General features: G+C 55.3%; 12 protein-coding genes and 1 pseudogene. 3 read left to right on the top strand and 10 right to left on the bottom strand.

Translation table 11 applies throughout. The annotated features are described in order from the left end of the window. The first annotated feature begins 25 nt into the window (after positions 1 to 25). A complete protein-coding gene (locus tag F3J28_RS06950; RefSeq protein ID WP_166874155.1) occupies positions 26 to 2,293 on the top strand; it encodes a TonB-dependent receptor domain-containing protein in 2,268 nt (755 codons plus the stop codon). Between the two features lie 41 nt (positions 2,294 to 2,334). On the opposite strand, the gene F3J28_RS06955 is transcribed toward F3J28_RS06950, so the two are convergent. Then, positions 2,335 to 3,222, bottom strand: coding sequence for an SDR family oxidoreductase (locus tag F3J28_RS06955; protein WP_166874510.1), 888 nt, complete (start codon positions 3,220 to 3,222; stop codon positions 2,335 to 2,337). Between the two features lie 124 nt (positions 3,223 to 3,346). On the opposite strand from F3J28_RS06955, the gene F3J28_RS06960 reads away from it, so the two are divergent. Next, the gene (locus F3J28_RS06960; protein WP_166874158.1) at positions 3,347 to 4,243 is read left to right on the top strand and encodes an AraC family transcriptional regulator; all 897 of its coding nucleotides are present in this window, start codon (positions 3,347 to 3,349) and stop codon (positions 4,241 to 4,243) included. A gap of 10 nt (positions 4,244 to 4,253) precedes the next feature. Here F3J28_RS06960 and cybB read toward each other — a convergent pair whose 3' ends face one another. From cybB to F3J28_RS07000, 9 genes and pseudogenes are all read right to left on the bottom strand, one after another. Further along, positions 4,254 to 4,790, bottom strand: a complete 537-nt coding sequence (cybB, locus tag F3J28_RS06965) for a cytochrome b561 (protein WP_166874160.1) — start codon at positions 4,788 to 4,790, stop codon at positions 4,254 to 4,256. 285 nt (positions 4,791 to 5,075) lie between these two features. Beyond that, positions 5,076 to 5,870 (bottom strand): YdcF family protein, encoded by a 795-nt coding sequence (locus tag F3J28_RS06970; RefSeq protein ID WP_166874163.1) that lies wholly within the window; start codon positions 5,868 to 5,870, stop codon positions 5,076 to 5,078. Between the two features lie 86 nt (positions 5,871 to 5,956). Then, on the bottom strand, positions 5,957 to 6,412 hold the full coding sequence (locus F3J28_RS06975; protein WP_166874513.1) for a GNAT family N-acetyltransferase: 456 nt from the start codon (positions 6,410 to 6,412) through the stop codon (positions 5,957 to 5,959). Beyond that, a pseudogene (gene fos / locus F3J28_RS22375) lies at positions 6,404 to 6,802 on the bottom strand (fosfomycin resistance glutathione transferase); the annotation flags it as partial. The gene F3J28_RS06975 and the pseudogene fos, both read right to left, overlap by 9 nt. A gap of 2 nt (positions 6,803 to 6,804) precedes the next feature. Then, the gene (locus F3J28_RS06980; protein WP_008459193.1) at positions 6,805 to 7,083 is read right to left on the bottom strand and encodes a VF530 family protein; all 279 of its coding nucleotides are present in this window, start codon (positions 7,081 to 7,083) and stop codon (positions 6,805 to 6,807) included. Between the two features lie 127 nt (positions 7,084 to 7,210). After that, positions 7,211 to 8,905 carry a methyl-accepting chemotaxis protein gene (locus tag F3J28_RS06985; protein WP_166874165.1) on the bottom strand — a complete coding sequence of 565 codons (1,695 nt, stop codon included), beginning with the start codon at positions 8,903 to 8,905 and terminating at the stop codon, positions 7,211 to 7,213. A 163-nt stretch (positions 8,906 to 9,068) separates the two neighbouring features. Next, the gene (locus F3J28_RS06990; protein ID WP_166874168.1) at positions 9,069 to 10,718 is read right to left on the bottom strand and encodes a putative bifunctional diguanylate cyclase/phosphodiesterase; all 1,650 of its coding nucleotides are present in this window, start codon (positions 10,716 to 10,718) and stop codon (positions 9,069 to 9,071) included. A gap of 106 nt (positions 10,719 to 10,824) precedes the next feature. After that, a complete protein-coding gene (locus F3J28_RS06995) occupies positions 10,825 to 11,076 on the bottom strand; it encodes an HTH domain-containing protein (protein ID WP_166874171.1) in 252 nt (83 codons plus the stop codon). Between the two features lie 397 nt (positions 11,077 to 11,473). Further along, a complete protein-coding gene (locus F3J28_RS07000) occupies positions 11,474 to 12,016 on the bottom strand; it encodes a GNAT family N-acetyltransferase (RefSeq protein ID WP_166874173.1) in 543 nt (180 codons plus the stop codon). 186 nt (positions 12,017 to 12,202) lie between these two features. Here F3J28_RS07000 and F3J28_RS07005 point away from each other — a divergent pair, with 186 nt between their 5' ends. Continuing rightward, entirely contained in the window at positions 12,203 to 14,500 is a 2,298-nt protein-coding gene (locus F3J28_RS07005) for an FdhF/YdeP family oxidoreductase (RefSeq protein ID WP_166874176.1), read from the top strand. Positions 14,501 to 14,521: the final 21 nt, after the last annotated feature.

Consider the following 14,521-nt stretch of genomic DNA (forward strand, 5'->3'; position numbering starts at 1 on the left):
TTATTACAATACTTCAAGGACACGTATGAACGTTAATAAACTGGTCGTAACTCTCGGCTCGGGCATGCTATTGCTCAGCGCCGGCGTGGCGGCACAAGACAATAATGAAATAAACAGCGGGAATAAAAAAGGCTCGGCGGTATTTAGCCCACTTAATGTTTCCGCCGGAAATATTACCCGCGAGCAAGAGGCGCTGGAAAAACCTGGCGCAACCAGCTCCCGCGCCACGGATAAAAACCTGCAATCTCTGGATGCCACGCTCCGTAGTATGCCTGGCACCTATACCCAAATCGATCCTGGCCAGGGGACGGTGAGCGTGAACATTCGCGGGATGAGCGGTTTTGGCCGGGTTAACACGATGGTGGACGGCATCACCCAAAGCTTTTACGGCACCACCACGTCCGGCACGACCGTTCACGGCTCCACTAACAACCAGGCCGGGGTGCTTATCGACCCGAATTTCCTGGTCGGCGTGGACGTCACGCGTGGGGACAGCAGTGGTTCCGCGGGAATCAACGCCCTTGCCGGCAGCGCAAACATGCGCACCCTCGGCGTCGATGACGTGATTTTTAAGGGGAATGATTACGGGTTGCGGTCGCGCTTCTCGGTGGGCAGCAACGGGATCGGGCGCAGCGGGATGATTGCGACGGCCGGAAGAACAGACGCCTTTACCGATACCGGGAGCTTTGGCGCAATGGCCGCCATCAGCGGCAGTTCTGTTTATTCTAATTTCTCGAACGGCTCAGGCATTAATAGTGAAGAGTTTGGTTACGATAAATTTATGAAGCAGAACCCGAAATCCCAGCTTTATAAAATGGACATTAAGCCCAACGAATTCAATAGCGTCGAACTGTCGGCCAGAACCTATGAAAATAGATTCTCCCGCCGGGACATCACCAGCGACGATTATTATATTAAATATCACTATGCCCCGTTCTCTGAGCTAATTGATTTTAACGTCACGGCCAGCACCAGCCGCGGCGATCAGAAATACCGGGATGATTCGTTGTTTACTTTTTACAGCACGTCCGCGCAAAACCGTTCCGATGCGCTGGATATAAACAATACCAGCCGTTTTAGCCTGGGCGATAACGATCTGGCGTTTACGCTGGGCAGCAAGTTAATGCGTACCCGTTACACCAAACTCATTAATGCTGCCGCAGGCGATGAGAAAACCAACCACGAGGCGATCGAAAACAATCCATTCGCCCCTTCCGGGCGGCAGGATATTTCGGCGTTATATACCGGGCTACAGGTGACGCGCGGTATCTGGCAGGCAGATCTTAACCTCAACTACACGCGTAACAGGATCACCGGGCATAAGCCGCCCTGTGACGAACGCGTTGTCTGCGTCCCCCAGGGAAGTTACGACGTCGATGAGCGAGAGAGCGGCTTTAACCCATCGGTCCAGCTGTCGGCCCAGGCTACGCCGTGGCTTCAGCCATTTGTCGGCTACAGTAAGTCGATGCGTGCGCCTAATATTCAGGAGATGTTTTTCTCCAACTCCGGCGGCGCATCCATGAACCCGTTCTTAAAACCTGAACGCGCAGAAACCTGGCAGGCCGGATTTAATATCGACACCAAAGATCTGCTCGTTCAGCACGACTCGCTGCGCTTTAAGGCGCTGGCCTACCGCAGCAGGATCCAGAACTATATCTTCAGCGAGTCTTATCAGGTTTGTACCGGCGGTAGAAAATGCAATATGACCGAGGTGCTGGGCAATGACTGGGCGGACATCAGCGACGAGTACAGCGACAATATGTACATTTACGTGAACTCGGCCACCGGCGTCACCGCTCACGGCGTGGAGCTGGAGATGGACTACGACGCAGGCTTCGCCTTCAGCCGACTCTCCTTCAGCCAGCAGCAGACCGACCAGCCCACGTCTATCGCCAGCACCTACTTTGGCGCGGGGGATATTACCGAGCTGCCACGGAAATACATGACGCTGGATGCCGGCGTGCGCTTCTTCGATAAGGCTCTGACCCTCGGGACGATAGTGAAGTACACCGGTAAAGCACGGCGGCTGTCGCCGGATTTTGAAACCGATGAGCGTACCGGGGCCATCGTTAAAGAGGATTTACCGCAGATCCCGACGATTATCGACCTCTACGGCACTTATGAGGTGAACCGTAATCTGATGCTGAAACTCACGGTACAAAACCTGATGAACCGGGATTACTCCGAGGCGCTGAACAAGCTCAATATGATGCCCGGGCCTGGAGATGATGCCAGCCGGGCAAACACTGCACGAGGCAGAACCTGGATCTTTGGCGCCGAAGTTCGCTTCTGATTGTCATCCCGTCGCCCGGTTTTTAGCCGGGCGATGGGCAATTAGCGGTATTTCATCTTCTGCAAGTCTTCAATCAGCCCCGGTCCCGTTGGCCGCCAGCCAGTTTTTTGCTGCGTGGCGGCGCTTGAGGCCGACATGTCGTGTGCGGCAAAACTCCCCAGCCAGCCAAAATGATCGCTGGCTTTGTCGGCGGCAATGCTGCGTACCGGCACCCCAAGCCCCTGCCCGATCGTTTCGGCGATCGTTTTAGTGGCGATCCCTTCTTCCGCCACGGCGTTGTAGCGCTCCCCCGCTATACCTCTCTCTACCGCCTGGACATACAGACGAGCGGCATCGCTCAGGTGTACCGCCGACCAGCGGTTTTTGCCTTCGTCAACATATGCCGCCACGCCTTTGTCGCGAGCCAGCTCAATAAGCGGCGTAATTAGCCCCTGCCTGAAGGTGTCATGCACCTGCGGCAAGCGTACAAAAGAGGCGTTAACTCCCCGCTCAAGCAGGCTGACTCCGGCAACTTCCGTGGCCTTACGCGGATTGAGCGTCTGGAGGTTATACCCCTCTTCCGTCGCCGGTTTGCCCGGCTCGGTTGCGCCCATAGCGACAAAAGAGGTGATCACCATCGGGCGAGTCGAGCCCACCAGCGCGTTCCCCATAGCGGCAATCACTTTTCCGTCAGCCTCACAGTTGGCGACAAAGTTAGAAAAATCATGATTAAAAGCGGTGTGAACCACTGCATCCGCAAGATCTGCCCCGTGCTGCAAACTGGCGAGGTTATCCAGATCGCCATAATGTGCTTTTGCGCCCCAGGCTGATAAAGCCTCGGCCCCACGCTGAGAACGCGTTAGCCCCAGTACCTGATGCCCGGCAGCAAGCAGTTGTTGAACGATGGCCGAGCCAAGAAAACCGGTCGCACCGGTGACAAAAATACGCATAGTCATTATCCCAAACCGTCACTGAGGACTGAGTTGCCGTCCGACGGGATTTACTGTAAACAGAGGGAGCAATACGAACAATGTTCAAAAGTCGCCATTTTTGGTCCCATCGTCCGGAGTTACTATGGATCCGCTGTCTGAACTGCTTTCCCTGCTGAAACCCCAAAGCTATGCCTCCGGCGGCGTGGCGCTGCATGAAGGTATGGCCATTCAGTGGCCTGAGCATGTCGGCATCAAGTGCTATGCCGTGGTGTCAGGCCGCTGCTGGCTTTCGGTTGACGGTATGAGTGAACCGCAGTTGCTTCAGGCCGGTGACTGTTATCTTCTGCCGCCGGGGCCGCCTTTTTGCCTGGCTACCGGGCTGGATGCCACCCCCGTGGATTTTTACACGCTGCGCGAGGCAGGGAAGCTGGGGCCTGACGTTGTTCCCGGCCAGCAGGAAAGCTGTTTCCTGGTCGGCGGGCATTTTGTTTTGAGTGGGGAAGCGGCCGACCTGTTGCTGAACTCTTTGCCGTTGGTCGTTTGCATTCAGCAACCTGAGAGTAAGGCCGCCATGCGCTGGGCGCTGGATCAAATGACCGATGAAGTCCGCCATCCTCGCCCCGGCAGCGCGCTTATCGTCCAGCAGCTCGCCTGGATGATGCTGATTCAGGCTCTGAGGCTGCACTTAACTCATCAGCCCGCCGTGGGCTGGCTATATGCGCTGGCGGATAAACAGCTCAGTCTGGCTCTGACCTGCATGCATAAAGAGCCTGCCTTCAACTGGACGCTGGAAAAACTGGCGGAGCGCGTGGGGATGTCGCGGTCGGTGTTTGCCGCCCGGTTTAAAGCGGTGACGGGCGCATCGGCTATTGACTACCTGACGCGCTGGCGAATGATGCTGGCTTCTGACAGGTTGCGCCAGTCCGGTGATTCCCTGGCGCGTATTGCTGTGGAATTGGGGTATGAATCAGAAAGCGCGTTCGGTAAGGCTTTCAAACGGGTGATGGGCTGCTCACCCCGGCAGTATTCAAAAGGCTAGCGGCAGGCAGTCAGGGCTGCCCGCGTTTGCCAGGCATCATCCGTAGCAGCGTGTTGTCTTTCCAGACGTAATGGTGAAACAGCGCGCCGAAGGCGTGGAGGCCAATCACGAAATAGCCGGTGTTGGCGAGAAGCTCATGCCAGGATTTGATGCTGAACTCCAGGTCTTCGTCCGGTACCGCCGCCACCGGCATTTGTAACCCAAAGGCCACCCAGTCACTGCCGCGGTAGTACATTGCCAGAAAGCCCAGCACCGGCAGCGCAATAAACATCAGATAGATAATCGTGTGAACCAGATGAGAGATGCCGGTCACCGCTGGATGCGGCTTTGGCACAATGGCCGGGGCGCGGTATTTGATGCGCACCAGCAGACGGGCAACCATCAGCCCCAGCACGGAAATGCCGCAGGTGAAATGAATGGCGTTGATCAGTGGCCGGTAGCTGCGCGGGGCAAAGCCACGCAGTTCCATGGCGCAATAAGCCCCCACGACCAGCAGAAAAACCAGCCAGTGGATCGAAATCTGTACCGAGGTGTATTTAGTGCGCATAAGAGCCTCTGCCCTGAAATTACGTTGAATGCCAGGATAACGAAGAAACATTAAAAGAGTATAAAATTACTGACAAAGAGGAAAAAAACGCGGTTTTTCCCTCTTTGTGACTATCAGCCGAAAATCAATAAATTGATTTTCCTGATTTTAACGAGCCTTCTGGTATGTCTTCCACTACCAGATAATTTGTCAGAAAGATGATGAACATCAACATATTATGCCCGTTAATTTGTTTCAGCCTGTAATTTTTTAGCCTTAACGTTACTCAGAGCAAAGCCAGCGGGATTACAGCCCCCGCTCGCGAATCAATGCGCTTAGCGCCATATTCTGCTGGAGCGCATGCCAGGCAGCCATCACCTGCGGGGGAATTTCGACGTGAACGATAAAGTCCCGCCCCTGCGGACCATAGCCGGTTGCGTCGTCACGTAAGCGAGGAATTTCACCCAGCGCCAGCGAAACGTAGCGCTCAATCGGCCATAAACCTTCCGCTTCTCCGGCAAAAACAGTGCCCTGTTCTCCCTCGACTAATTCAGGAGACACGCCGGGCCAGCTTAGCCATTCCGGCGCCTGCGCGTCGCCCTGCCAGACGCGAGCAAAAGTCGCCACGGTGCGGCGCTGCATGGTCGGATCCTGAATAATCAGCACACGCTCGGGGCTCAGGCCATGTTCGGCCATTTTCTCCACGCTAAACCGCGCGTTTTCCCCACAGTTGGTCGATTTCTCTTCGGTGATAATTTTCTCGTTCGGGACTTTCCAGAACTGGTGGGCAATGTCCTGGATGATCGCCGCTTCGGCACGGCCGGTGGTTGGAATCGTGTTGTAGCGCGGGTGGCGGGCAATTTCCGCGTAGAGGTATGTTGTGGAATGGCCTATACCGCCGGCGATGAGCAGCGGTTTTTCACTGTTGGCGGCAAACTCACACGCGGCCTCGAGCGTTGGGATCACGGCGTTACCGGCCAGGATAATCAGATCGGCATCCTGTGCCTGCGGTGCGCCTGTAAAATCGCTTTGCGCCAGCCACTGGCCGAGCGTATTAACGGCCTGAATTGTCGGCTGACTCAAGGTTGGGGATGTCATCATGAGCGGGATCCTCCCGGTTAAAAACCAGCGTGTAGCCTAGCCCGGTCAAGGCTATACGCCAATCAGATGCGACTGAAAGGGCTGTTTCAGGCTGCCAGCGACTTGCGCAGCAGCAGGCGGTGATCGTCCGGGTCGCCCTGCGGCTCAATCTCAATAAGCTGATAGCCGTTTTTAAGCAGCATCATTAGCATGCCGCGAAATTTGTTGCGGGTTTTCACGGTCAGCGTGCGGAAGCCCTGTTCCATCGCCCATTTTTCCTGCTCGACCAGTAAAGCCTGAGCGACGCCGTCCCGCCTGAACTCAGGTAAAACGCCGCCGAGCCAGCTGTAAAACGCCGTCTCACCGAGCGCGTAGCCGAGCTTAAACCCGGCGGGAACGCCGTTGACACAGGCGATAAGCTGGCTGGTTTGGTTCGTTGCGAGACGAGTCTGAAGATCCGCCACGCTTCTACAATCACCAAATTCGGGCAGGCGGTGGTAAAGCGCGAGGATCTCCTCCAGCGAGGCATGCCGCACCGTCAGGCCAACGCCCTGAAAAGTCATACCTTGATAAGGTTTTGCCCGGCAGGCCGCAAGCCGACTGGCTAAATCCCCGACGTGCAGCTCAAGCTGGTGGTTATCCGGGTCAAGAAAGTAGAAGGAATGCCCTTCGCTGCGATTGTCTTTCCAGACCCGCGCGCCTTGCTGTTCCAGCGCCTTAACCGTTCGGGGAAAGGCCTCTGCGCTCACGCTGAACGCGTAGTGGGTATAATGCGCGGGCCGCTCACCGGCCTTTGCGTCCAGAGAAAGACACAGCCATAAGTCACCGCAGGAAAGATAAGCCCCGGCCTCCCAGCACGCATGCAGCCTGATGCCCGGCAGGCTTTGATAAAACGCCAGACTCCGCGCCAGGTCTCGCACCGCAAGCGTCAAGTGATTCAGGCCAGTTAGCATGGTTATTCCTTATTTTTGGCCTGCCAGTTGGCCCAGGGGCTGTCCGCCGGTGCGTCGTTTCTGGTCTCTGGCTCATCCAGAGAAGCGATGTACATCTCTTCCACTTCTTTGCGCGCCCAGGGCGTACGGCGCAGGAACTTCAGGCTGGACTTAATGGTGGGATCGCTTTTAAAGCAGTTGATATTTACCTGCCGCGCCATTTCGGCCCAGCCGTAACGTTCGACCAGGGCGTTAAGCAACGCTTCAAGCGTCACGCCGTGCAGCGGATCTTTTGAACTCATGTTTTTTCCGGCTATTTCGTCAATTTGCGCACACCTTACTGATTCTAAAGATAGGGCGCAACAGGGGGCGGAGGCGAAACGGAAAGAAGTGAGAGGCGGCCCATTTCTGAGCCGCGAGAGAGATCGGTCAGAATGTTTCCCAGTTGTCGGCAGACGCCGTCGCCTGGCGAACCGTGGAGGACGCAGGAGAAGTAACGACGGCCTGTTTTTGCGGCGCAGCGGTGAAGCCCGTTGTCAGACGGAAGGCTCCAACCGCCTCCGTCAGGCGGGCGGCCTGCTCTTCCAGAGAAACAGCGGCGGCAGACGCCTCCTCCACCAGCGAGGCATTTTGCTGCGTGACGTTATCCATTTCGTGTATCGCCTGCCCAACCTGCTGAATACCACGGCTCTGCTCATCCGAAGCGGCAGCAATTTCCAGCATAATATCGGTCACGCGGCGGACGGCCTCGACAATCCCGGTCACCGTGGTGCCAGCCTGCGCCACCTGGCGGGAGCCGCTGTCGATCAGCGACACGGATTCGCTGATAAGCCCCTCGATCTCTTTTGCCGCCTGGGCGCTACGCTGTGCCAGCGTTCGCACCTCGCTTGCCACCACGGCGAAACCTCGCCCCTGCTCCCCCGCCCTTGCCGCTTCCACGGCGGCGTTCAGCGCCAGAATGTTGGTCTGGAAAGCGATGCTGTTAATCACCGCGGTGATCTCAGAGATTTTCTTCGAACTGGAGGAGATGTTGTCCATGGTGCTGACCACGCCCGACACAATACGCCCGCCGTCGCTGGCTTTCTGGGAGGCATCTTCCGCAAGCTTTGTCGCGTGGTGGGCGTTGTCGGCGTTTTGTTTCACCGTGGCGGTCAACTGCTCCATACTGGCGGCGGTCTGTTCAATGGCCGCCGCCTGCTGCTCGGTGCGGGAAGAGAGATCGGTATTGCCGGCGGAAATTTCACTCGAGCCCTGATAGATAGCCTCGGCACCTTCGCGCACCGTGCTGACGGTGCTGACCAGTTGCTGCTGCATATGCTGCAGGTGCTGGCTGAGTTTGCCAATTTCGCTGTTGCCGGTCACCTCTGCTGGCTGGGTCAAATCACCCGCGGAGATGTGCTCGATGCGCTTCGCGGCGCGCTGCAGCGGACCAATCACCACGCGACGCAGCATGATGAAGGTGAACACCGTCATAAACAGCGCAATCGCAAAGGCCCCGGCCATCAGCGCCACGCTGGTACGGGTGCGGCTGTCGGCCTGCTCTCTCAGGGCGTTTGCCCGGTCGGTACGGATGTTGACGGCCTGCTGCAGTTTGGCATCGTAATCGCCGTCCAGCTTGCGCACCACTTCGCTTTCATGGGTGATGATCGCCTCAAACATGCCGTTTTTGGCGAACTTCAGCATTGGCTTCATCCCTTTTTCAAGGTAGGCGGCAAAGTCATCCTGCAGCACTTTGTCCAGCGCCTGATCAGCTTGCGTTTTTACTTTTCGCGCCATATAGGCGCTGAAGCCAGCCTGCGCCTGCTGGATAAGCCCTTCGGCATTCGCCACGTTCTGCTTAACCTGATCCATATCCGCCACGCGGCTTGCGGCTCCGGCGTTGATCAGATTGATACGTGCCGTACGCAGGTGGTTGGCGCTGTCCGCCAGCCCCATTCGCACCTGGATTTCTTCGGTGACGTCCTGAAGCGCACGGTCACTCTGAATGAGAAAATAGCTGGCGAAACCGATGCATAGCGCAAACAGCAGCAGAATGCCGCCGAGGATAGAGGAAAACAGCGGCACCAGCCGGATGTGATGCCAGAAGCGCACGCCGTTTTGTGGGGTCAGAGTTTTTATCGACATGTCCGTGACTCTCTTTGTATGGGGAATTCCCTTCAAAGGTCATCGGCCCCGGCGCGGAAAAACATTACGCGCCACGTCACAGATTTGCGTTAATGAAGCTCACAGAAGTCCCGGAGAGTTAAGTGGATCACAGGTTTGTGCCAGCCGCTGTTCTGCCGCCCTTTCAGCGATGAATGTTCTTGATATCAACCGGCTGTCCAAACAGGAAGCCCTGAATTTCGGTACACCCTTCTTCCTCCAGAATACGTAGCTGCTCGTTGGTTTCCACTCCTTCGGCGATTAGCGGCGTATTGATGGAGTTGCCGAGCGAAATGATCGCCCGAACGAAGGAACGCGCCTGGAAGTTACTTTCAACGTTCGTCAGGAAGCTACGATCCAGTTTAATAACGTCAAAATGGAATTCCCGCAGCGTGCTCAAAGAAGAATATCCGGTACCAAAATCATCCAGCGCAATGCTGATCCCCATTTTCTGGAACTGATGCAGGATATTAAACGTCAGCTTTTTATTAATAATGAACGCAGTCTCCGTCACCTCAAACTCAAGCAGCGTTATTGGCCACGCCGTTCGCATGAGAATGTCACGGACGTTGTCGATAAAGCTGAGATTACGCAGCTGCACTGGAGAAATATTGATCGAGATTTTTTTGTCCAGCTTGTTGGCAAGCGACTCTTTACATACTGTTTCAATCACCCAATAGCCCAGCGGAACAATGGCCCCGCTTTCCTCGGCAATAGGGATAAATTCATCAGGTGGAATCAGTCCTTGCTCCGGGTGATTCCAGCGAAGCAGCGCTTCATAGCCTGTAATCGCCTTATCTTTCAGCGAGCGTTTCTCCTGGTAATGAATGAAGAACTGCCCTTCTTTGATGCCACGGCGAATATCCGCGGCCATCAGGTTGCGCTGCCTCGTTTTTTCATCCATGTCTTTTTCATACCAGCAGATCTTGTTATCCAGATTGGCTTTGGCACGGTACATCGCCAGATCTGAATTGCTGATAAGCGTATTGATGTCCGTGGCGTCATCAGGGTAAACCGCCACGCCGATACTGGCGCTAACGGTAATTTCGCTGTGGGCAAAAATCTGTTTGCCGACAAAACAGCTGTGCAAGCGCTCGGTGAAATTACGCAGTTCGTCATCGTGGTTATAAGGTTTGGCTGCAACAAATTCGTCGCCACCAAAGCGGGCAACTATCTCATCTTTTTCCATCGCTTTAAGCACCGAGGATGAAACTCGCTGCAGAAGCTGGTCACCGACTAAATGCCCTTCGGTATCGTTGATCTCTTTGAATTTATCGAGATCAACGGTGCAAATAGCAATGTGGTTATAGTCAGACTCAGTGAACAGTTTCTCCACAAAACTGAAGAATTCGACGCGGTTAGGGAGCCCGGTCAGCGCATCATAGCGAGCAAGCCACGAGATTTTGTCGATCACAACCTTCTGCTCGCTAATATCCCGCGTAATTTTGGCATAGCCCAACAACGTGTGATGCTCATCATAGATGGCATCAATCACCACATGCGCCCAAAACCGGCTGCCATCCTTGCGATAGCGCCAGCCTTCCCCTTCAAATTTTCCATTTTTAAGTGCGATATTCAGATTACGCTCGGGCAGCCCGTTTTTTTGCTCCGCATCGCTGTAGAAAACGCCAAAAAACTGCCCCACAATCTCCTCGCGCAGATATCCCTTCGCTCGCAGCGCCCCCTCGTTCCAGGTGGCTACGGTGCCATCAACGTTCAGCATGTAGATAGCGTAGTCTTTTACGCTCTCCACAAAGTGACGATAGGCGATATCAGTTAAGCTTTCAGTACGCATCTTACCCTTGAGTTAATTGTGGTTATTTTGTTAATAAAAAGAATAATTTATCGCATTATCGGCGACGGAGCCACGAAGCTTTAAGCCCGTTATCGCCTGTAGCCGATCATTTTTCCCGCTTCACTCGTTGCAGATAGTTTTCCAGTTGCTGGGTGACTTCCAGGCTGAGGGCATACTGATCGTCCCCCACATGATAAACATAGTTGCTTAGCCGCCGGAGATCCCGGTATATCGTCCGTTCGCTTACGCCAAATTTACTGGCCAGTTGATGACGGGACACGCGCTCACAGTTCAGCATTTCACAAAAAATACCGGCAATTCTGTTGGCAAGCTGCGTGCTTTTTTCGGGGGGGGTCATGAGTGTGTCTCCTGCAAGTCGGTGTCAGGAATGTTAGCGCGAACAAATGACAGGTCGTGTCAGCCATTGACAGAATATATCGCGCGTCTGCTGGGTAATTATTACGCAACATTATGACAAGACTAGATTTTTTTGAACGAAAATTAACACCCGTGGAGATCGGACAACATATTGACGTCTTTGCAGGGTATAATCGCGCCTCACAATAAGTAGGCAGACTATGACCGTGAGTAAACATCGGGTAACAAGGCCAGATGAAATTGAGATGAAACAACGGGCCTGGCATCAGGCACGACGGGCCATCCTGAGCGGCAGACCCGATGTCGCGCCGCTGACGCCTCCCTCGACGCTGTACGAAGAATTGGCCATCGGCTACCACATCCGCCAGCTCACGCGGCTACAAAAATGGTTTACCGACCGGGGGCTTCCCCTCCCCGAGTAAATACCGCATTGCGCAACGGGGTAAAATCATCAGGCCTTCTTCGCGCTGGTGCGCAAGGCAGCAAGAAAGCGCCGGCGTTAACTCCGCATCATTTATAACGACAAAACCGTGGCGTGCATACCAGGGGCCATTCCAGCTCACATCTCTGTAAGTTGTCAGCGTGATTTGGCTTGCGCCAAGCGCCTGCCCCATGCGTTTGACTTCAGCCAGCAGCATAGCCCCTACGCCCTGACGCTGAAAATCCGGATGGGTAGATATCTCAGCCAGATAAAGCGAATCCTCGTGCCGCTCGCAATAGCAAAAACCCTGGATCCTGCCGTCGCTCCCGACGACCTTCCAGGCGAGCTTATTTTCGATGGCAGAGGCGTGAGTCTGCTTGCTCGTTACCCCAGCGGAGGCTAAAAAAGCCAGTTCAGGCACGGCAAGAAAGCGGTGCGCAGCGGCTGTCTCAACGCGCTGCAGCTCTTCAATATCCCTAATATCACTGGCATACAACATCAGTATTCCCTTCATTGACTGGCATTAATGCCCGGTATTTTAACAGCCTGCTGCCGTGAATCCTGGCCGTTTCGTTGATGGCCGATTGACGTTAGCGCTTCCACAAATGTTAATCAGGAGTAAACTAAAGGTAAGCAACTCATCTGTGTTATTGCGCAATCAACCATAACAAGTGACACCTGCCATATGAAATTCAAATCGGCTATTAAGCCTTACCAGGCCGCTGCGGGCGGCTGGGGTTCTCTCGAAGCGACCACCCGCTTCGTCATCGACAGCAAACATGCTCTGAAAAACCTGCGCAACCTGCTGCGTATGAACAAAGCCAAAGGCTTTGATTGCCCGGGCTGCGCCTGGGGGGATGATAACAAAAGCACCTTTAGCTTCTGCGAAAATGGCGCCAAAGCGGTCACCTGGGAAGCGACTCGCCGCTTTATCGACAGCGACTTTTTTGCTCAACACAGCGTCAGCAAACTCTATCAGCAAAGCGACTACTTCCTTGAATATCAGGGCCGCCTGACTGAACCGCTCAGCTACAATCCTCAAACCGATCGCTACGAGCCTATCAGTTGGGCCAGCGCGCTAAGCCTGATTGCGCAACATATTCAGGCGATGGATAACCCCGACCAGATTGAGCTTTACACCTCTGGCCGCGCCAGCAATGAGGCCTCTTATCTTTATCAACTTTTTGGCCGCATGCTGGGTACAAACAATTTCCCGGATTGCTCAAATATGTGCCATGAAGCCAGCGGCAGCGGGCTAAAACGCAGTATCGGCGTCGGGAAAGGCACTATTCGGCTGGATGATTTCGACAAAGCCGATGCCATTTTTGTGTTTGGCCAGAATCCCGGCACCAACCACCCGCGAATGCTGCACAGCCTGCGCCATGCGGCAGAAAACGGGGCGCAAATAGTCACCTTCAATACGCTGCGCGAGCGCGGCCTGGAACGCTTCGCCGATCCGCAAAAACCGCTGGAAGTGATCACCCCGCTGGCGGGCACCATCAGCACCAACTACTACCAGCCAAATCTTGGTGGCGACATGGCGGCGGTACGCGGTATGGCAAAAGCCCTGCTGGAAACCCATCGTCGCCTCATCACCGAAGGTGAAGACGGCGTGTTCGACCTGGCGTTTATCGATGCCCATACCCACGGCGTTGAAGCCTGGTTTACCGCCATCGATGAAACCAGCTGGGAGAAAATCACCCATCAGTCCGGCCTGAGCGAACTGCAGCTTCGCGACGCCGCAGCTATCTGGCAGCATTCAAAGCGGGTGATTTTCACCTGGGCTATGGGCATCACCCAGCACAAACACTCCCTGAATACCGTGCGGGAAATCGTTAACCTGCAGCTGCTGGGCGGCCATTTAGGCCGTCCGGGTGCGGGCCTTTGCCCTGTGCGCGGCCACAGTAACGTGCAGGGTAACCGCACGATGGGGATCGATGAAAAGCCGCCGATAAGCCTGCTCGATAACCTGGCCAAACACTTTGATTTTACGCCTCCGCGCGAACATGGCCACAATACCGTTGAAGCCCTGGCCGCGATGCTGCGCGACGAAATCAAAGTGCTGATTGCGCTTGGCGGCAACCTTGCCGCTGCGGCACCGGACAGCCCGCGCACGGAAGAAGCCATCAGCCGCTGCGGCCTGACCGTGTTCATCAGCACCAAGCTGAACCGCAGCCACCTGGTGCCGGGTAAAGCCTCGTTGATCCTGCCGACGCTTGGCCGTACCGAAGAAGACATGCAGGTTTCTGGCCGCCAGTTTGTCACCGTCGAAGACTCCTTTAGCATGGTTCACGCCTCCGAAGGCATCGGCAAGCCGATTGCGGACACCCAGCGCTCTGAAACCGCGATTGTGGCCAGCATCGCTGATGCCGTTCTGGGCAGAAGCAAACTGGACTGGCTGGCGCTGGCCGACGACTATAATCTGATTCGCGATCACATCGCCGCCACATTACCTGGCTTTAAAGATTTCAATCAGCGCTGCGAAGAACCTGGGGGATTCTACCTGGGTAACGCGGCGGCAGAACTGCGCTTTAATACGCCAAGCGGCAAGGCTGAGTTCAGCAATGCCCCGCTGCCGGATTCGCTGTGGCAAGGTGTGGAAGCCCCGTTCACGCTGCAAACGCTGCGCTCTCACGACCAGTACAACACCACGATTTACGGCCTCGACGATCGTTATCGCGGCGTGTACGGCCAGCGTGAAATCCTGTTTATTCACCCTGATGATATGGGTGAACTCGGTCTGAACGATGGCGATAAGGTCGATATAGAAACCATCTGGCATGACGGCATCACCCGTAAAGTTAGCGGCTTTAAGCTGGTGGCCTATGATATCCCGCGTGGTAATCTCGCGGCCTATTACCCGGAAACCAACCCGCTGGTGCCGCTCGGCAGCGTCGGGGACGGTACGGGTACGCCGACGTCAAAATCCGTGCCGGTGAAAATCACCCGCAGCAAAGCGGAGCATACGCAGCGTATTGCCTGATCGGATATCCCATTCCCTCTC

The organism is Enterobacter sp. Ap-1006 (assembly GCF_011752835.1).
GTDB lineage: Bacteria > Pseudomonadota > Gammaproteobacteria > Enterobacterales > Enterobacteriaceae > Cedecea.